Consider the following 16,904-nt stretch of genomic DNA (forward strand, 5'->3'; position numbering starts at 1 on the left):
CCTGTTCATGGCAGGGGTTCCCAGCCCTGGCCGTCGTTGAAGCGCTTGAATATGCCGCTGCGGGCCGACCAGTCGCGCGCTTCTTCTTCACGCAGGCGATAGCCACCGAAGGATCGCGGCGTCCCATCCGGCGCCGTATTGCCGGATTCGCGCCAGCCCGATACCGCATCTGCGGCCTGCGGATTCGGCGCCGGTTGGCGCAGCCAGGCCTCGGCGGCGATGTGGCGGTCGACCGAGTTGCCGATGAAGGCGACGTTGTCCCATGTGTGGGCGGTCCCCGGAGAGCGGGCGAGATACACGCTGCCGGGCGGCGGCAGGTTCCCCGCTGGCCCTGGTCCGTGCGTCAGCCGCGAGCGCAGGAAGACGAAGCCAGGATCATCGCGTTCGACAGTCCTTGCCTGCACCAGGTAGCCGCCGTTCTGGATCGACGCGCTGTCGCCGACGCTGCGGATCTCGCTCTCCTCGAACAGCGCCGCGCGATTGTTACCCCAGATAAAGTCGACGTTGCCCTCGACCAGCGAGCGGTGGATCCAGGCATAGCCGGTCAGCTGCAGCGTGTCCTGCTCGCTGAGGAAGGCGGCGTTGCGGGCGATGAGCCTGCCTTTGTCGTTGCTGAAGAAGAGCGTTTCGGCCTGGGCCGAGTGGCCGTCGCTGCGGCGCGTCGTGTTGTGCAGCGTCAGGTCGCGGATCTCGAGCAGGTCGCTGCCCTGGACCAGGAATTGCGCCCGTCCTTCTGAACCCGGGTTGCGCGCATCGCTGTTGGCCGCCCGGATGATGGTCGCCTCGCGGCTCTGCCCGCGCAGCATCAGCTTGTCCTTGTCGCGCAGGTAGAGCAGTTCCGGGTAGACGCCGCTGCGCACGTTGACGGTCACCGCCTGCGCGCGCGGCAGCGTCATCGCATGGTCGAGCGCGCCCTGCACGGTGCGGAAATCGGCGCGGCCATCGTCATCCACCGTCACGCTGTCGCCGACAGGCGGATAGGGTGTGGTGCGGAAGGTCCAGCGCGCTCCCTTGAACGCCGGGTCGCGCAGCAGGGCCGGATCGACGACGGCTTCGTACTCGACGCCGTAGCCGAGCTTGAGCGGCAGGCGAATGCGCACCGCATGGCCTTCGACCGAGATTGGCTGGTGGCGTAGCAGGCGCTGCTTCCCGGCCGGGCCGAGCGCGATGACGGTTTCGCCGGGCCGTATCGTCGCGAGTTGCGCGCCATCATGGCGCCGCACGATGCGCACGCTGCCGGCGCCGCTCAGGACTGGAGGACGATCGAAGGTCATCAGCAGCGGCGTGTCCGGCGGGACGCCGCGTTCGGCATGCGCCGGGCGCAGGCGCGCTGCCGGCAGCGCGGTGCGTCGTGGCCCGGCGAATGGCGTACCGACTTCCAGCGCGAACGTGGCTTGCTGCCAGGCCGGGTCCGGGCCGCCGACGGTGATGGTGGCGCGCCCGGGTTTGAGCGGCGTGACCAGCAGCCGGCCGTCAGCGCGGGCGACCGAGGCGACACCGGGATCGCTGGAGGTGACGAGCGATGCCTGCCCCGTGACGACGACGCTCTCGGCCGGATCGCCGGCCTGCAAGGCCAGCGTGTTCGCGCCGAGCCGCAGGGCGATGCGCTCCGCAGGCAGGCCGGCCGGACCGTCGCGCAGGTCGAGCAGGGCATGCCCCGCGGCGTCCCAGGCCGCCGGCGCGCTGGCGGCCAGCGGCGCGACCTGGCTCGACGTCACCCGCTCGCCATCGAGCCAGGCCGACAGCATGCCGGCCTGACTTTCCACGCGCAGCACCAGCGGCGTACCCACCAGCGGCGCGCGCCGCCTGACCTGCTTGAGGCGCTTTGGTCCGCCGCCGCGTGCTTCCAGCAGCTCGACCTGGAGCGTGGTGCCGTCGTCGATGGCGCGCACGCTTGCGCCTTGCCAGCCACCGTGCTCATCCCGCCGCGCCTGCAGGACGAACGGTGGCGCGCCGGCCTTCACCACCAGGCGCGCCTCGACGACGCCGTTCTCCCGGTCGAGGGGGCGCGGGCCTGCGTGGGCCAGAACACGACGCGGCACCTCGTGCGCGGGCAGGGCGGCGAACATGTAGGGCACGCGCCAGCCGGCGTCGCCGCCATACGGGCAGCCGGCCAATGGCTGGCCATTCAGGACCGAATCCTGGTCGATGTGGACGCCGGCGCTGCCGCCTGGCGCGCGCACCACCTGTGCGCAGCCGGTCGCGCCCAGGATCTCGTAGGCATTGGCATGGGCAATGACGTGGGCTTCGGTGCCGACGCCCACGCTGTAGGCGTGCGCATACACGGGATGCTTGCGGTCGCCGACGTGGTAGTTGTTCAGCAGGTGCACCTGGCCGTAGCGCACGCGCGGCGCGCGTTCGCTCACGTGCTCGAACAGGTTGCCCTTGAAGGTCACGCGCAGGTGCTCACGGTCGCCCTGCGCGCGGTCGCTGCCGCCCACCAGGGTGTTCTTCTGGTGCTGCGCGAAGCGGTTGTAGGTGACGCTGACGAAGTCCGAGCCATTGGTGATGTCCAGCGCGCCGTCGTGGCACTGCCTGGGCATGCCGTTTTCCACCGGCTGGGTATCGTCAGTCACCGGCGCGTCGGTGAAGCTGTTGTGGTCGATCCAGACGTGATGGGCGTTCGAGACGCTGATGCCGTCGTAGCGCGCATTCCAGTTGCCCCTGGCCCCGTCCCGCGGGTCCCACTGCGGTTCGACGTCGCAGGGATTCCGGAGCATCAGGTTGCGCACGATGACCTGCGACACGCCGGATACGACCAGGCTGGCGTTGACGAAGCCGGCGCCCGGCGTCACGCCGAGCAGGGTGGTGTTGGCGGGAATGCGCACCACGCCGCGGCGCGCCTGGTCTGCGGCGTCTTGAAAAGGTCGGCCCGCGCTCATGTCGATGCTGGCTGCGACGCGCACGATGCGGGCCGGCGCCGGCGCAGTTGCCGGAACCTGCAGCGCCGCCAGCAACTCGTCCGGACTGCGCACCGTGTAGACGTGGGCAGGGGCCGCCATGGCGCCGCCGCGCGTGCCGCCCTCCTGGGCCGCCCAGCCGTCGCCGGGCGCATGCTGACGCTCGCTGACCGCCCCCGCCAGGGCCAGCGCAACCGCCGCCAGGGCGGCGCTCATCGGGCGCTCCCGAATGCGGCGGCCATGCCGGGCACCTGGCGCCGCAAGGCGTGCGCCATCATGCTCCCGTAGCGCTCGGCTCCGGCCGGCCCGACGTGCGTGTGGTCGAAGTTTGCGCCGGCGCGGGCCAGGGCGTCGGCCTGGCGCGGTCCCATGGCCTGGACGTCGGCCATCGACAGCGCGTTCAGGTCGACCAGCGCGGTCGTCGTCTCACGCGCGACCTGGCGTACCGCGGCCGACCAAGGCGCGAGGTCGTCATGCACCCAGGCGCCGCGGAAGCTGCGCCGCGTCAGCGGCGTCACCAACACCGGGATGCCGCCGGCGGCCCGGGTCTCCTCGACGTAGCGCCGCATATTGGCCGGGAACTCGTTTACGATGTCGGTCGAACGTCCCGGCTTGCCGGGCTGGTCGTTGTGGCCGAACTGGATCAGGACGTAGCTTGCCCCGAATGCCTCGCCAGCGCGCAGCAGCGACTGCACCTCGTCCCAGCGGCCTTCGGCGCGGAAGCTCCCCGAGCTGCGACCGCCGCGCGCAAGGTTGAGGCAGGCGGTGTCGGGAGTGAGGCGGGCGCACAGTGCGTCGCCATAACCGGTGCTGCTGGCCATGGTCGAGTCGCCCACGAGGATCAGGCGCAGCGGCCTGTCGGGAGCGGCGCTGGCGCCGGTCGCAAGAAAGGCCGGCAGAACGAGCGGCAGGAAGAGCGGCAGGAAGCGCGGCAGGAAGCGACGAGCGCGGAAATGAAACGGCATTGGCAAACTCCAAGGGGTTTGCCGGATTCTATTTTGGCCTGACCAATTTAGCAAGCGGTCAGGCCATGCGCTTGTCTGGCAATCAGCTAGCCGCGCGAGAACGTTCGCGTCACGCGCTCCAGGTGTGCACGCATCGCGGCGCGGGCAGCAGGCGCATCGTGCGAGGCGATGGCGGCCAGGATGTTGCGGTGGTCGATCAGGGTCTGCTTGCGCAATTCCTCGGTCTGGAAGTGTTCCTTCAGCTTGTGCCACAGGCTGCCGCGCTGGGCCCACAGGTATTCGATGACGCCCACCATGGCGGTGTTGCCGGTGGCGCGCGCCAGCGCCAGGTGGAAGTTGCGGTCGGCGTTCTCGTTGCTGGCGCGGTCGTCGTGCTGGCGCTCCATCTCTTCGACCGCCTTCAGGATGGCGTCGATCGCCGAATCGGTGGCGTTCTTGGCGGCGAGGGCGGCGATCTCGGACTCGATCATGCGGCGCGCCGCCAGCACCTCGAACGGGCCGGGGCCGGCTTCCGGCACGTCGGACGGCGCCGCCGCCTTCTCGCTGACATAGACACCGGAACCGCCGCGGACTTCGACGATCCCCGACAACTCCAGCACGATCAGCGCCTCGCGCAGCGAGGCGCGGCTGACTTCGAGCTTGGCGGCCAATTCGCGCTCCGCAGGCAGGCGCGTGCCGGGCTGGATCTTATCTTCCCGGATCAGATCCTGGATGCGCGCGGCGACGACGCGGTACAGGCGCGGCTCCTGGCCTGGCTCGGCGATTGCTGGAACTTTTTTCATGTGGCGGGGGCGCTGTCGGCGTAATGACCGACGGGTGGGTGACGGTCAGGCGATTCTAATTTGGCCAGACCAATCCCGCAAGGTGGACATACCAATGATGCAAGAAAAGACGTCCGCTCATAAGATGTCTGACAACTCGCGCCGAGGTATAATCGAGGCACTTCACTTTTATCTTCCTAGGCAATCATGGTACTCCCGCAGCGCAAGCACCGCAGTCTGGCACAGGGCGTGGTCGAGCAGGTCACCGGCATCATCCGCGATGGGCTGCTCAGGCCGGGCGACAAGCTGCCCACCGAATCGTCCCTGATGACGCAGTATGGGGTGAGCCGCACCGTGGTGCGCGAGGCCATCTCGCACCTGCAGGCGGCCGGACTGGTGCAGACCCGGCACGGCATCGGCACCTTCGTGCTGGACCGGCCGCAGTCGGGCCTCGGCCTCGATGCCGAAAGCATCCTGACCCTGCGCGACGTGCTGTCGATCCTCGAACTGCGCATCGGCGTCGAGACCGAAACGGCGGGCCTGGCGGCCAGCCGCCGCAGCGAAGACCAGGTCGACGAGCTGGCCGGCGCGCTGCTCGAGATGCAGCAGGCGATGGCGGAGGGCAGGTCGGCGGTGGATGCCGACAAGCGCTTCCACCTGCTGATCGCCCAGGCCACCGGCAACCGCTATTTCGTCGACATCCTCGAGCAGCTGGGCAATGCGATCATCCCGCGCGCGCGCCTGGATACGCCCAAGCTGGAGCAGGACAAGCCGGCCGATTTCCTCGAACGCGTCAGCCGCGAGCATGACGACATCTTCCGCGCCATCGAGCGGCGCGACCCGGAAGCGGCGCGCGCGGCGATGCGCACGCACCTTTCGAACAGCCGTGAACGCCTGGTGCAGGCGCAGCGCCGCCTGGAAGGAGCCCTCAACTGAGGATTGCCGCACATTTTGCTTGCGGTCGACTTCGCTAGGTTGTACGATGACTTACAACTGAGTTTGACTGAACATTCGTCAATCTACGTTTTTGTCCAACACCTAGACCTACGGAGACCTTAGCAATGCAACCAAATGAACTCAAGCAAGTCCTGTCGCACGGCCTGCTCTCCTTCCCGATCACCGACTTCGACGCGCAGGGCGAGTTCGATCCGAAAGGCTATGCCGCCCGCCTCGAATGGCTGGCGCCGTTCGGCGCGACCGCGCTGTTCGCGGCCGGCGGTACCGGCGAATACTTCTCGCTGCATGGCGAGGAATACGGCCAGATCATCAAGACCGCCGTCGATACCTGCGCCGGCGTGGTGCCGATCCTGGCCGGTTGCGGCGGTCCGACCCGCACCGCCCTGGCGCACGCCCAGGAAGCCGAGCGCCAGGGCGCCAAGGGCCTGTTGCTGCTGCCGCACTACCTGACCGAAGCCAGCCAGGATGGCCTGATCGCCCACGTCGAGGCGGTGTGCCGCTCCGTGAAGATCGGCGTCGTCGTCTACAACCGCGCCAACTGCCGCCTGACCCCGGATTCGCTGGCCAGGCTGGCCGACCGCTGCCCGAACCTGATCGGCTTCAAGGACGGCAACGGCGACATCGAACTGATGGTCTCGATCTGGCGCAAGCTGGGCGACCGTTTCAGCTACCTGGGCGGCCTGCCGACCGCCGAAGTGTATGCCGGCGCCTACAAGGCCCTGGGCACTCCGGTCTATTCGTCGGCCGTGTTCAACTTCGTGCCGCAACTGGCGATGGACTTCTACCACGCCACCGCGAACGACGATTTCGCCACCACCAACCGCCTGATCGACGAGTTCTTCCTGCCTTACCTCGAGATCCGTAACCGCAAGGCCGGCTACGCCGTCAGCATCATCAAGGCCGGCGCCCGCCTGGTCGGCCACGGCGCCGGTCCGGTGCGTCCGCCGCTGACCGACCTGACCGCCGAAGAAGATGCGATGCTGCTCGACCTGCTCAAGAAGAACGGAGTGCTGTGATCATGACGATTCTCGGTGAAATGATCATTGGCCAGCAGTGCGTGCGCGGCGCCGCCGGCGAGGCCTTCGGCTTCAACCCGGCCACCCGGGCCAACCTGGAGCCGGGCTTCGGCCAGGCGACCGGCGACGACGTCGAGCGCGCCTGCGTGCTGGCCGGCCAGGCTTTCGACCCTTATCGCGCACTGCCGCTCGAACAGCGTGGGCGCTTCCTGGAAGCGATCGCCGAGCAGATCCTGGCCGTGGGCCCGGAACTGATCGAGCGTGCGATGCTCGAGACCGGCCTGCCGCAGGCGCGCCTGGAAGGCGAGCGGATGCGCACCGTGAACCAGCTGCGCCTGTTCGCCAAGGTGGTGCGCGACGGTTACTTCATGGATGCGACGATCGACAGCGCACTGCCGGATCGCGCGCCGCCGCGTCCCGACCTGCGCCTCTCCAAGATCGGCCTCGGCCCGGTCGCCGTGTTCGGCGCGAGTAACTTCCCGCTGGCGTTCTCGGTGGCCGGCGGCGACACCGCCTCGGCGCTGGCGGCCGGCTGCCCGGTCGTGGTCAAGGCCCACGCCGCACACCCAGGCACCTCGGAACTGGTCGGCCGCGCCGTCCAGCGCGCGGCGAAGGAAGCCGGCATGCCGGAAGGCGTGTTCTCGATGCTGTACGGCGATGGCCGTACCGTCGGCCAGCAACTGGTGGCGCACCCCGCGATCAAGGCGGTGGGCTTCACTGGTTCGCGCCAGGGCGGTACCGCGCTGATGCGCACCGCCGCCGGCCGCTCCGAGCCGATCCCGGTCTATGCCGAAATGAGCAGCGTGAATCCGGTATTCCTGCTGCCGGCCGCGCTGCAGGCCGGCGGCGCCGGCCTGGCGCAGGGCTTCGTCGACTCGCTGACCCTGGGTGTCGGCCAGTTCTGCACCAACCCGGGCCTGGTGTTCGCCCTCGACAGCGCCGAGCTGGACGCCTTCGTCAAGGCGGCCGGCGAGGCGCTGGCGGGCAAGGGCGCCGGCACCATGCTGACCGCCGGCATCCACGAGGCGTACAACACCGGCGTGGCCAAATTCGGCCAGGTCGAAGGCTTGCAGCTGGTCGCGCAGGGCGGCGAGCAGGGCGCCGGTTGCGCTGCACGCGCCGCGCTGTACCTGTGCGATGCCGACACCTATCTCGGCAACGCGGCGCTCGAAGACGAAGTGTTCGGCCCGGCCGCGGTGCTTGTGCGCTTCAAGGATGCCGCGCAGCTGCTGCAGGCTGCCGAGCACCTGCACGGCCAGCTGACCGCCACCGTCCATGCGCAAGCCGCCGACCACGGCCTGGCCGGCGCGCTGTTGCCTATCCTGGAGCGCAAGGCGGGACGGGTGCTGTTCAACGGCTTCCCGACCGGCGTCGAAGTGTCGCACGCCATGGTCCACGGCGGCCCGTTCCCGGCCACCAGCGACAGCCGCACGACCTCGGTCGGCGCCAGCGCGATCGACCGCTTCCTGCGTCCGGTGTGCTACCAGAACCTGCCGGCCGACCTGCTGCCGGAAGCGCTGCGCGACGGGAACCCGCTGGGCCTCGCGCGCCTGGTGGACGGCGCCCTGCAAGCTGGAGGGAAAGCGTAACGCCGTAAGTTTCTGTCGCAGCGCCAGCCGGGGAGACACCGGCTGTTCTAACTTGTAAAGAACTGATCACCATGAATCAGCAAGTCATCGACCTCGCACCGGCACAGACGGTGGTGGGCAAATATCGCTGGACGATTTGCGCACTGCTGTTCTTCGCCACCACCATCAATTACCTGGACCGCCAGGTCCTCAGTCTGCTCGCCCCGATGTTGTCCGCCGAATTCGGCTGGTCCAACACCGACTACGCGAACATCGCGGCCACCTTCCAGTTCGTCTACGCCGTCTCGATGCTGTTCGCCGGCCGCGTGATCGACCGCATGGGCACCAAGCGCGCCTATGTTCTGGCCATCATCGTCTGGTCGCTGGGCGCCATCGCCCACGCCTACGCGATCTGGATCGGCGAGGCGGTCAACACCGTGTTCACCTCCATCGGGCTGGCCGTGGTGCCGGTGTCGATCGCCGGCTTCATGATCGGCCGTGCCATCCTTGCCATCGGCGAGGCGGGCAACTTCCCGGCCGCGATCAAGGCCACCGCCGAATACTTCCCCAAGCGCGAGCGCTCGTTCGCGACCGGCATCTTCAACTCGGGCGCCAACGTCGGCGCGATCCTGGCGCCGCTGACGGTGCCGGTGATCGCCGAGTTCTGGGGCTGGCAGGCGGCCTTCATCGTGATCGGCGCCATCGGCTTCGTCTGGATGGGGATCTGGATCTGGCTGTACGACGTGCCGGAACGTTCTGCGCGCGTCGGCGCTGCCGAACTGGCTTACATCAACAGCGATGCCGGGACCAGCCCGGCCGCGGTCGACAACACCCAGGTGGCCAGGAGCTCGTGGTTCAAGCTGCTCGGCTACCGCCAGACCTGGGCCTTCGTCGCCGGTAAATTCCTGACCGACGGCGTGTGGTGGTTCTTCCTGTTCTGGCTGCCCAAGTACATGTCGGCGCAATACGGCATGTCGGCCACCGCCATGATCCTGCCGCTCGCGGTCCTGTACAGCATGACGATGGTGGGCAGCATCGGCGGCGGCTGGCTGCCGACCTACTTCCTGAACCGCGGCGCCGACATCTACCATGGCCGCATGCGCGCCATGCTGCTGATCGCACTGTGCCCGCTGGTGGTGCTGCTGGCGCAGCCGCTGGGCTTCATGGGTTTCTGGATTCCCGTGATTCTGATCGGCATCGGCGCCTCGGCCCACCAGGCCTGGTCGGCCAACCTGTTCACGACGGTGTCGGACATGTTCCCGAAACACAGCGTCGGCTCGGTGGTCGGTATCGGCGGCATGGCCGGCGGCCTGGGCGGCGTGCTGCTGACCAAGCTCGGTGGCTGGCTGTTCGACTATTATGGCGCGCTGGGCCAGCTGTCGACCGGCTACATGATCATGTTCTCGATCTGCGCGCTGGCCTATCTGGTGGCCTGGTGCGTGATGAAGGCGCTGGTGCCGCAGCACCGTGAAATCAAGGACCTGTAAGGATGTCGATGGAAATGGAAATCGTCGCCGGCGTGCATTGCGCGACCGGTGAGAGCCCGATGTGGCATGCGGGGGAACAGGCCTGGTACTGGGTCGACATTCCCGCCCGCCACATCTGGCGTCTGGACCACGCCAGCGGTGAACTGCGCCGCTGGCTGGCGCCGGAGATGGTGGCCTGCATCGCCGCGAGCAGCAGCAGCGGCGGCGGCCTGGTGGCGGGAATGGAGACCGGGATCTTCCAGCTCGACCTGCACGACGACGGCTCGGTCGGCGCCAGCCGGCTGGCCGCGCCGCCAGTCTCCGAGCTGGGCGAAGGCATGCGCTTCAACGACGGCCGCTGCGATCGCCAGGGGCGTTTCTGGAGCGGCACCATGTTCATGGACATGGGCGCCGCGCGCGCGGTCGGCGGGCTGTATCGCTACTCGCACCGCGAAGGGCTGCACGGGCCGGTGGTGTCGAATATGCTGACCCAGAACGGCCTGGCCTGGTCGCCGGATGGGAAGACGATGTACCTGTCCGATTCCCACCCCCAGCGCCGCATGGTCTGGGCCTTCGACTACGACGTCGACACCGGCCTGCCGCATGACCAGCGGGTGTTCCTCGACCTGAACGGCCAGAAGGGACGGCCGGACGGCGCCGCGGTCGATGCCGACGGCTGCTACTGGACCTGCGCCAACGACGGCGGCGTGGTGCAGCGCTACACCCAGGCGGGCAAGCTTGATCGGGAGATCGAGCTGCCGATGGCCAAGCCGTCGATGTGCGCCTTCGGCGGGCCGGATCTCGATCTGCTGCTGGTCACGTCGATCGATCCAGCCGGTGCGGCCAACCCCGGCGGGGATGCCGGCGCCGTGGTGTTGTTGCGTCCCGGTGTCAAGGGCGTGGCCGAGACGCCGTTCTTACGGGATTGACAGTCCGAGCTGCGCCGCATGCCGGCGCAGGAAATCCAGGTGGGCGTCGCGGGTGGCGGGGCCAAGGTAAGGCAGGATGGTCCACTGCTCCGACGCCCGCATCGCCTCGCCGGGCGCCAGCTCCACGTAGGGCGCGTGCACCTCGAGCTCGAGCATCCCCTTGCCCGGGGCGTCGGCATCGGCGTCCTGATACAGCTCGACCTGGCCCTGGGCCGGGTGGATCGCGGCGCGCGGCTGGTGGGCGAACTGGATCACCAGCGCCTGCCCATCGCAAAACGCCGCAAGCCAGCCGTGTGACGGCTGGGCGAACAGCTTGCCCTTGCGTCGGGCCTCTCCCGGGAGCGGCAAGTCCAGCGACAGCAGGCCGCCACCCAGCGTGTAGCGCAATGCCCCGGCAGGCTCGATCCGAACGTCGTCCCGCGAAGCGACCGGCACATAGGTCATCGTAGGCGCCGGCACGCGCGTATTGAACCAGATGTCGCGTCCTGCCGGCTTGTCGCTGCGGTTGGTCGCTTCGGCCTCCAGCCGCAGGCTGTCCGGCTTGCCTGAGACCAGCGCATAGCGCTTGCGCAGCTGGATGCCGGACACCGGACTGGCCGGGCTGTCGAGCACGATCTCACCCTGTTTTCTGTGCACCAGCGCGTACTTCGCAAGGCTCAGCCAGGGATCGGGCGGCCAGGTCGCCTTCGCCGCGGCGCGCGCCGGATTGAGGTCCTGGTGTACCCACCATTCGCGTTGCGGTCCAATCCAGACCTCATGGCCCTGGTAGCGGATATGGCCTGACGTCGCATCCGGCGCCACGCCGGGATCGCCGGCAGCTTCGTCTACGAGCAGGAAATTGGGCTTGCCCTTCAGCGCGAACGACAGCAGGCGGCCTCCGGCGACCTCCGATACGCGCGACTCCACGACGTCGTTGTCGAGGCGATGCGAAGGAAGCAGAGCGGATGCGAGTGCGGCAGGGGTGGCGAGGAGGCAGAGGCAGGCGAGATGGAGCGCCGGAAAAGACGGGTGCGGGCGTGGCATGAATGCGGGCATCTGCTGGGCGTTGGGCGCTCCAGCATATCAGAGAACAAGCCGCGAAACCGGTTGCCCGGCTTCGCGGCTCGCCAACGCCTCGGGGACTACCGAATTACTTCGAAGCGTCCTGCATTTTTTCGCCGGCGCGTTCGACGCTGCGGCCGGCAGCGGCGGTGGCGTCGCTCGCGGCTTCCTTGGCCTCGGCGGCGGCTTCGCGCGATTCCTGGCGCACTTCGGCGGTGGCGTTGTCGATGCGGTCGCCGGCACGGTCGGCAGCGGCTTCGGCGCGGTCGCCGGCTGCTTCGATACGGTCGCCTGCGCGCTCGGCGGCGGCGTCGGCGGCGGCCACGCCTTCGCGGGTTTCATTGGCGACGGTGCGGCCGGCATTGTCGATCGCGGCGCCGGCTTCTTGTGCCGGACCCATATTGTCGTTCTTGTTGCAGCCGGTAGCCAGCACGGCGACGGACAGCATGAGGGCGGAGAGGGCGATAGTGGTTTTCATGGTGTGCTCCTTAAAATAAATGTTGTCGTTTAGCTTACACCTATTGCTAATTTTTTGACTCACGCCACGACCGCAATCGTGCGCGATGAAGTTATTAAAACATTTCCAACACTCATCGGCTGTGCGCTAGATAACGTAACAACGTTTCGGCGTGCGGGGACAAGGTGGTCGGATCGGCGAAACACACACGAAGTTCCCGGTTGGCCCAGGTATCGTCGAGCAGCACGATACCGACCGGCAGCTCGCGCGCGAAGCGGCTGGCGGCGGCCTCGGGCAGCATGGCGATGCCGGCATCCTGCGCCACGAGCTGGGCGATGGCGTCGAAGCTGGGCGCCCGCACCCTGACCTTGAGCGGCCGCCCGCTCTGGACCGCGCGCGACTCGATGAAATGCTGCATCGGCCGCTCGGCCGGCAGGCAGATGAAGGCGAACTCGAAGGCGTCGCGCATCCGGGTGGCCGGCCGCTCGGCCAGCGGGTGGCCGGCCGGCACCAGCAGGACCAGGCGGTCGGTGCGAAATGGCAGCGAGATCACGTCGCCCGTCGCCACGTTGCCGTCCAGGATGCCGATCTCGATCTCCCGCGCGCGCACCGCCTGCAGGATGTCGCGGCTGGTGCGTTCCTCGAGCTGCAGGTCGACCGACGGGTGGTCGGCCAGGAACACGCCCAGCGCCGCCGGCAGGAAGGTGCTGATCGCCACCGTGGTGCCGGCCAGGCGCACCGCGCCGCGCTGCGGCCCGCGCAGCTCGCGCACGGTGTCGCGCAGCTGGTCGGCCTCGCTGACCACGCGCGCGGCGCGTTCCAGGATGAAACGGCCAGCCGGTGTCGGCGTCATGCCGCCGGCGGAGCGCGTAAAGACGGCAAGTCCGCAAGCGTCCTCGAAACCGCGCAGACGGTTGCTGGCGGCCGACAGGGCGAGTGGGAAGCGCTCGGCGGCCTTGCTGAGGCTTCCGGCATCGGCGATGGCGAGCAGGAGGCGAAGGTCGGTAAGATCGAAGTGCATGGGGTTTCTCTCAACGCGAAGGCTGGGTCCAGGATTGACGCATTCTAGCGCCGAAGCTTTCTCGGCAGAATAAGGTCTTTGCCACCGAAGCCAGATCATGAGTCCAACCCAAGTACGCCTGCGCAGCTGGGCGCAGGATGGCCGCCTGTATGCGGTACTGGCCGCCGCCGGCTTCAGCATGAAGGCGGTATTCGTCAAGCTGGGCTATGCGGCGGCGCCCGTCGATGCGCTGACCCTGCTGGCCTTGCGCATGGGTATCGCGTTGCCGCTGTTCCTGTGGCTGGCCTGGCTGGCGCGCGACCGCGACGCCGAGCCGCTGTCGGTGAAGGACGGCATCCACATCGCCGTGCTCGGATTCCTTGGCTACTATCTCTCCAGCCTGTTCGATTTCTATGGCCTGGAGACCATCACGGCCGGACTCGAACGGCTGATCCTCTACCTGTATCCGACCCTGGTGCTGCTGTTCCAGGTGGCGCTGACGCGCCAGCGGCCGTCCAGCCGCACCTTGCAGGCGCTGGCCATCTGCTACCTGGGCCTGGGCATCGGTTTCGTGCACGACCTGCAGGTGACGGGCTGGAGCCGCGACGTGATGGCGGGATCGGCCTGGGTGTTCGCCAGCGCCGTGACCTATGCACTGTACTACCTCGGGACCGGGGCCCTGGTGACCCGGATCGGCTCCATGCGCCTGGCCGGGCTGGCCGGCAGCGCTTCATGCGTGTTCGTGCTGGGGCACTTCGTGGCGGCCGGCGACCCGGCAGCGCTGCCGGCGCTGCCGGCGGCGGTCTGGCTCAATGGCGCGCTGATGGCCGTGGTGTCGACCGCGCTGCCGATCTACTGGCTGGCGCTGGCCATCGGGCGCATGGGCGCGGCGCAGGCGGCGGCGGTTGGCAATCTGGGGCCGGTGCTGACCTTGTTTGCGGCATGGTTGCTGTTGGGAGAGCCGCTGTCGCTGTACCAGATCGGCGGCCTGGCGCTGGTGATCCTGGGTGTCGCGCGTCTCAAACCGAAGGCGCCGTCGCACCGGTAGCGCGTCATGTCGTCATGCATTCGGGTCTTTCGTGATTCCCTACAAGATTCGGGGCGCCGCTGCCGGGCAAGAATGGCGTGATCGGGGCGCCGGTCGTCACCGGCGACGGCCGCGCACGGGGGGCAAAGTGCCGCAGGGTCCGCGCCGGATCGTCAGCGGGAACATCCTCGACACGACGGCCGTCATGGCCTGGATCGGCCAGGAGATCCTGACCGAGAAGCCGGGAGCGCGTCCCGATCGAACAGGCCCGCCCCGGTCCAGCGCGGCTGCGAAGTGAGCGTGCGCGCCGCGACGGCCTTCTGCGCGTAAGCGTCGCCCAGCGCGCGCAGGACACGTGGAAAGGCGCGGCAATAGCTGGACTGGATACCTGCCAGGCGTGCAAGCTGGGCGTACTCGACCACGGCGCCATGCGGGACGGCGTCGAGCACCTGTGCGATGCGCAGGCGCCAGTCGTCCGACCATGAGGCGAAGCACAGGCCCAGATTGCGCACCGGATCGCCCTGATGAATCACGCCGCCCTCGACCACGCGCGCCAGGACGCCGCGCCGGGCGCCGATCCTGGCCGCCAGCCGTTCGCCATGCAGGTCGAGCCGGCCGCAGACTTCGCAGGCAAACATCAGGCGCACCTTCGCTACAGTGCCGATCTGCAGCACAGTCCCGGAAGGGAGATGGTCGATGTCCTCGTCGAACAGGAGGTTTTCGCGCAGCGCCTGCGGCGCAAGCGCAAGGGCGCCATAGCCGGCGCGGGAAGCCAGCAGCAACTGGCGCGGGGACAGCGGATCGAGATGGCGGTCGCCTTCGGCGCCGCTGCCGGCGAGCAGCCGCATGCCGTCGACCCGCAGTGGCGCGGGCGCGCCGGCGGGGCGGATCGACAGCGCGGCAATCACCTGGCGGGCGCAGAGGTCAAGGTGCGGCGTGCAGCGCGCGCGCCGCCTCGCGGTACTTGGCGGCGTTGGGAACGTCGGTCCATGCCGGCTTGGCCGTGTCGTTGGCGATGTCCTGCAGGGCGACGGCGATCATGCGGTTGACGCGCACCATATTGTCGTAGTCGATCTTGTCCCAGGTGTCGTCCTTGCCGTGGTAGTCGGGGAAGCCGAAGGCCACCGCCAGGGTGTGGGCCGGCACGCCGGCATCGGCCAGCGCCTGGTTGTCGCTGCGCGCGAAATAGCGGTCACTGTTGGTCGGATGCTTCCAGAAGCGGATGCCGGTGCGCTCGGCGGCGCGTTGCATGGTCGTGCCGACCGTCGAGTAGTCGAAGCCGGTCATGGTCGCGGACGAGACCTGCGGGCCTTCGCTGTCGTCGGTGCGGCCCAGCTGCTCGAGGTTCAGGTTCATCACGGTGTCCTTCAGCGGGAACACCGGGTTCTTCGCATAGTAGCGCGAGCCCAGCAGGCCGAGTTCCTCGCCGAACAGGGCGACGAACACGATGCTCCGGCGCGGACGCTCCTTCTGCGCGGCCATGGCCGCGGCGATCTCGATCACCGACACGGTGCCGCTGCCGTCGTCGTTGGCGCCGTTATGGATCTCGCCGTCGCGGATGCCCAGGTGGTCGTAGTGGGCGCTGAGCATGACGTAGGTGCTTTTCAGTTGCGGGTCCGATCCGCGCAGCACGCCGATCACGTTGCGCAGCTTGAGCGGGCTGACGGTTGGCGCCACCACCTTGGCGGCCACGCTGGCGCCTCCCTGTTCGAGCATGCCGGCGACCTCGGCCGCGTGCAGCAGCACGACTGGCGGGCCGTCCTTGGCCACCGGCTGGCTCGGATCGATCAGCCAGCCGCCCTGGGTGCGGCCGTGGCGGCGTTCGCGGTCGATCATCACGACCAGCGCGGGCTTGCTCTGCAGCTTCGATTGCAGGGTGGCGGCCGCGCCCGGGATTGCCGCCGCGGGCACGACCAGCACCTTGCCGTTTGCCGCACCCTTGTCGTCCAGCGCCGCCTGCCATTGCATGAAGACGGCCGGCGTGTTCCTGAGGGTGACCGGATCGACGAAGTTGGCCGAGGCGCCGCCCAGCGGCACCTCGATGGTCTTGCCGCCGGCCGTCACCGTGATCGTGATGTCCTTCTCGCCGCGCCTGGCGTATTGCCAGTTGGCCGTCTGGTAGTAGCCGTCGTCGCCGGCCGCTTCCAGGCCGGCGCGGCGGAACTGTGCGGCAATGTACTCGGCCGCCAGGTCGACGCCGCGCGATGGTGTGCCGCGGCCCTCGAGCAGGTCGGACGCCAGGAAGGACAGGTGGCCGCGCAGCGAGTCGGCCGAAATCCGGGCGGTCAGCGCCGAGTTGGAGGGCGCGCGTGGCGCTTCGGCGTGAACCGCACAGCCGGCGAGGACGACGCTGAAGCCGAGAGCAGAAACAAGGTGACGCATGCGTGGACTTCCTTGGGGTAGAAAAAATTGCAATATGACATGTTGGGCAAGTGCGGTCAATCACACGGTCGACAGGCATGTCGATGGCGATTCGGATTAGCTTGTCTTTGCATAGTCGGTGGCAAGGCATTTCCGCCCGGTATGATGCGGCTTCCACGGGAATCGACGATGATCCAGCCATGACCCGAGGCCGCCGCCAGGGCGCCCGGCTGAAGGCGGGAGATGCCCCCACCGGGGTGCTTGAGGGCGGGCGATGTCGGTTCCCGCCCGCGCGCCTGGAACGACGCCACCCAGCGACTGGACGACGTCAATTCCGGCGGCCGGGAATACCACGGCTCGCGGCCGGGTGGCGTCGGTGAAGGTCGACTACCGCTTCCGAGCGCATCTCGAAGCGGTTTCGGTCGACGCCGGAGCCGCTTCGTGCCATCCTTTCTC

General features: G+C 68.4%; 14 protein-coding genes. 6 read left to right on the forward strand and 8 right to left on the reverse strand.

Annotated features, from left to right (window positions below):
• Window positions 1–5 precede the first annotated feature (5 nt).
• The 3 genes from DIR46_RS25275 to DIR46_RS25285 all read right to left on the reverse strand — a co-directional run bounded on the left by DIR46_RS25275 (window position 6) and on the right by DIR46_RS25285 (window position 4,647).
• Window positions 6–3,116 carry a pectinesterase family protein gene (locus DIR46_RS25275; protein ID WP_109347701.1) on the reverse strand — a complete coding sequence of 1,037 codons (3,111 nt, stop codon included), beginning with the start codon at window positions 3,114–3,116 and terminating at the stop codon, window positions 6–8.
• Entirely contained in the window at window positions 3,113–3,865 is a 753-nt protein-coding gene (locus tag DIR46_RS25280; protein WP_109347702.1) for a rhamnogalacturonan acetylesterase, read from the reverse strand. The genes DIR46_RS25275 and DIR46_RS25280 overlap by 4 nt, the downstream gene beginning before the upstream one ends.
• Before the next feature lie 86 nt (window positions 3,866–3,951).
• Window positions 3,952–4,647, reverse strand: a complete 696-nt coding sequence (locus DIR46_RS25285) for a FadR/GntR family transcriptional regulator (protein WP_109347703.1) — start codon at window positions 4,645–4,647, stop codon at window positions 3,952–3,954.
• A 186-nt stretch (window positions 4,648–4,833) separates the two neighbouring features.
• On the opposite strand from DIR46_RS25285, the gene DIR46_RS25290 reads away from it, so the two are divergent.
• From DIR46_RS25290 to DIR46_RS25310, 5 genes are all read left to right on the forward strand, one after another.
• On the forward strand, window positions 4,834–5,562 hold the full coding sequence (locus DIR46_RS25290) for a FadR/GntR family transcriptional regulator (RefSeq protein WP_109347704.1): 729 nt from the start codon (window positions 4,834–4,836) through the stop codon (window positions 5,560–5,562).
• A 125-nt stretch (window positions 5,563–5,687) separates the two neighbouring features.
• A complete protein-coding gene (kdgD, locus tag DIR46_RS25295; RefSeq protein ID WP_109347705.1) occupies window positions 5,688–6,599 on the forward strand; it encodes a 5-dehydro-4-deoxyglucarate dehydratase in 912 nt (303 codons plus the stop codon).
• Window positions 6,600–6,601: 2 nt separating this feature from the next.
• The gene (locus DIR46_RS25300; RefSeq protein WP_109347706.1) at window positions 6,602–8,188 is read left to right on the forward strand and encodes an aldehyde dehydrogenase (NADP(+)); all 1,587 of its coding nucleotides are present in this window, start codon (window positions 6,602–6,604) and stop codon (window positions 8,186–8,188) included.
• A 71-nt stretch (window positions 8,189–8,259) separates the two neighbouring features.
• Window positions 8,260–9,654, forward strand: a complete 1,395-nt coding sequence (locus tag DIR46_RS25305) for an MFS transporter (protein WP_109347707.1) — start codon at window positions 8,260–8,262, stop codon at window positions 9,652–9,654.
• 14 nt (window positions 9,655–9,668) lie between these two features.
• Window positions 9,669–10,562, forward strand: coding sequence for an SMP-30/gluconolactonase/LRE family protein (locus tag DIR46_RS25310; protein ID WP_162819662.1), 894 nt, complete (start codon window positions 9,669–9,671; stop codon window positions 10,560–10,562).
• Here the strand turns inward: DIR46_RS25310 and DIR46_RS25315 are convergent.
• From DIR46_RS25315 to DIR46_RS25325, 3 genes are all read right to left on the reverse strand, one after another.
• Window positions 10,551–11,597 (reverse strand): DUF4380 domain-containing protein, encoded by a 1,047-nt coding sequence (locus tag DIR46_RS25315; protein ID WP_370659952.1) that lies wholly within the window; start codon window positions 11,595–11,597, stop codon window positions 10,551–10,553. The two genes, DIR46_RS25310 and DIR46_RS25315, sit on opposite strands and share 12 nt — an antisense overlap.
• Window positions 11,598–11,691: 94 nt before the next feature.
• Window positions 11,692–12,081: a hypothetical protein gene (locus tag DIR46_RS25320; protein ID WP_109347708.1), complete on the reverse strand. Its 390-nt coding sequence runs from the start codon at window positions 12,079–12,081 to the stop codon at window positions 11,692–11,694.
• A 112-nt stretch (window positions 12,082–12,193) separates the two neighbouring features.
• Complete coding sequence (locus tag DIR46_RS25325) at window positions 12,194–13,081, reverse strand: LysR family transcriptional regulator (RefSeq protein ID WP_109347709.1); 888 nt, start codon at window positions 13,079–13,081, stop codon at window positions 12,194–12,196.
• A 97-nt stretch (window positions 13,082–13,178) separates the two neighbouring features.
• Between DIR46_RS25325 and DIR46_RS25330 the strand changes: the two genes are divergently transcribed.
• Window positions 13,179–14,108, forward strand: coding sequence for a DMT family transporter (locus tag DIR46_RS25330; protein ID WP_109347710.1), 930 nt, complete (start codon window positions 13,179–13,181; stop codon window positions 14,106–14,108).
• A 182-nt stretch (window positions 14,109–14,290) separates the two neighbouring features.
• Here the strand turns inward: DIR46_RS25330 and DIR46_RS25335 are convergent, their stop codons facing one another.
• Window positions 14,291–14,995, reverse strand: a complete 705-nt coding sequence (locus DIR46_RS25335; RefSeq protein ID WP_229446417.1) for an MOSC domain-containing protein — start codon at window positions 14,993–14,995, stop codon at window positions 14,291–14,293.
• Between the two features lie 16 nt (window positions 14,996–15,011).
• On the reverse strand, window positions 15,012–16,469 hold the full coding sequence (locus tag DIR46_RS25340) for a M28 family peptidase (protein ID WP_109347711.1): 1,458 nt from the start codon (window positions 16,467–16,469) through the stop codon (window positions 15,012–15,014).
• Between the last annotated feature and the right edge of the window lie 435 nt (window positions 16,470–16,904).

Origin of the sequence: Massilia oculi (assembly GCF_003143515.1) — a bacterium.
Classification (GTDB): Bacteria; Pseudomonadota; Gammaproteobacteria; order Burkholderiales; family Burkholderiaceae_D; genus Telluria; species Telluria oculi.

Excerpts from the sequence above, each read along its gene's own strand:
- DIR46_RS25275 (WP_109347701.1), bottom strand. The coding sequence starts at position 3,116 with ATGAGCGCCGCCCTGGCGGCGGTTGCGCTGGCCCTGGCGGGGGCGGTC.
- DIR46_RS25280 (WP_109347702.1), bottom strand. The coding sequence starts at position 3,865 with ATGCCGTTTCATTTCCGCGCTCGTCGCTTCCTGCCGCGCTTCCTGCCG.
- DIR46_RS25285 (WP_109347703.1), bottom strand. The coding sequence starts at position 4,647 with ATGAAAAAAGTTCCAGCAATCGCCGAGCCAGGCCAGGAGCCGCGCCTG.
- DIR46_RS25290 (WP_109347704.1), top strand. The coding sequence starts at position 4,834 with ATGGTACTCCCGCAGCGCAAGCACCGCAGTCTGGCACAGGGCGTGGTC.
- kdgD (WP_109347705.1), top strand. The coding sequence starts at position 5,688 with ATGCAACCAAATGAACTCAAGCAAGTCCTGTCGCACGGCCTGCTCTCC.
- DIR46_RS25300 (WP_109347706.1), top strand. The coding sequence starts at position 6,602 with ATGACGATTCTCGGTGAAATGATCATTGGCCAGCAGTGCGTGCGCGGC.
- DIR46_RS25305 (WP_109347707.1), top strand. The coding sequence starts at position 8,260 with ATGAATCAGCAAGTCATCGACCTCGCACCGGCACAGACGGTGGTGGGC.
- DIR46_RS25310 (WP_162819662.1), top strand. The coding sequence starts at position 9,669 with ATGGAAATCGTCGCCGGCGTGCATTGCGCGACCGGTGAGAGCCCGATG.
- DIR46_RS25315 (WP_370659952.1), bottom strand. The coding sequence starts at position 11,597 with ATGCCCGCATTCATGCCACGCCCGCACCCGTCTTTTCCGGCGCTCCAT.
- DIR46_RS25320 (WP_109347708.1), bottom strand. The coding sequence starts at position 12,081 with ATGAAAACCACTATCGCCCTCTCCGCCCTCATGCTGTCCGTCGCCGTG.
- DIR46_RS25325 (WP_109347709.1), bottom strand. The coding sequence starts at position 13,081 with ATGCACTTCGATCTTACCGACCTTCGCCTCCTGCTCGCCATCGCCGAT.
- DIR46_RS25330 (WP_109347710.1), top strand. The coding sequence starts at position 13,179 with ATGAGTCCAACCCAAGTACGCCTGCGCAGCTGGGCGCAGGATGGCCGC.
- DIR46_RS25340 (WP_109347711.1), bottom strand. The coding sequence starts at position 16,469 with ATGCGTCACCTTGTTTCTGCTCTCGGCTTCAGCGTCGTCCTCGCCGGC.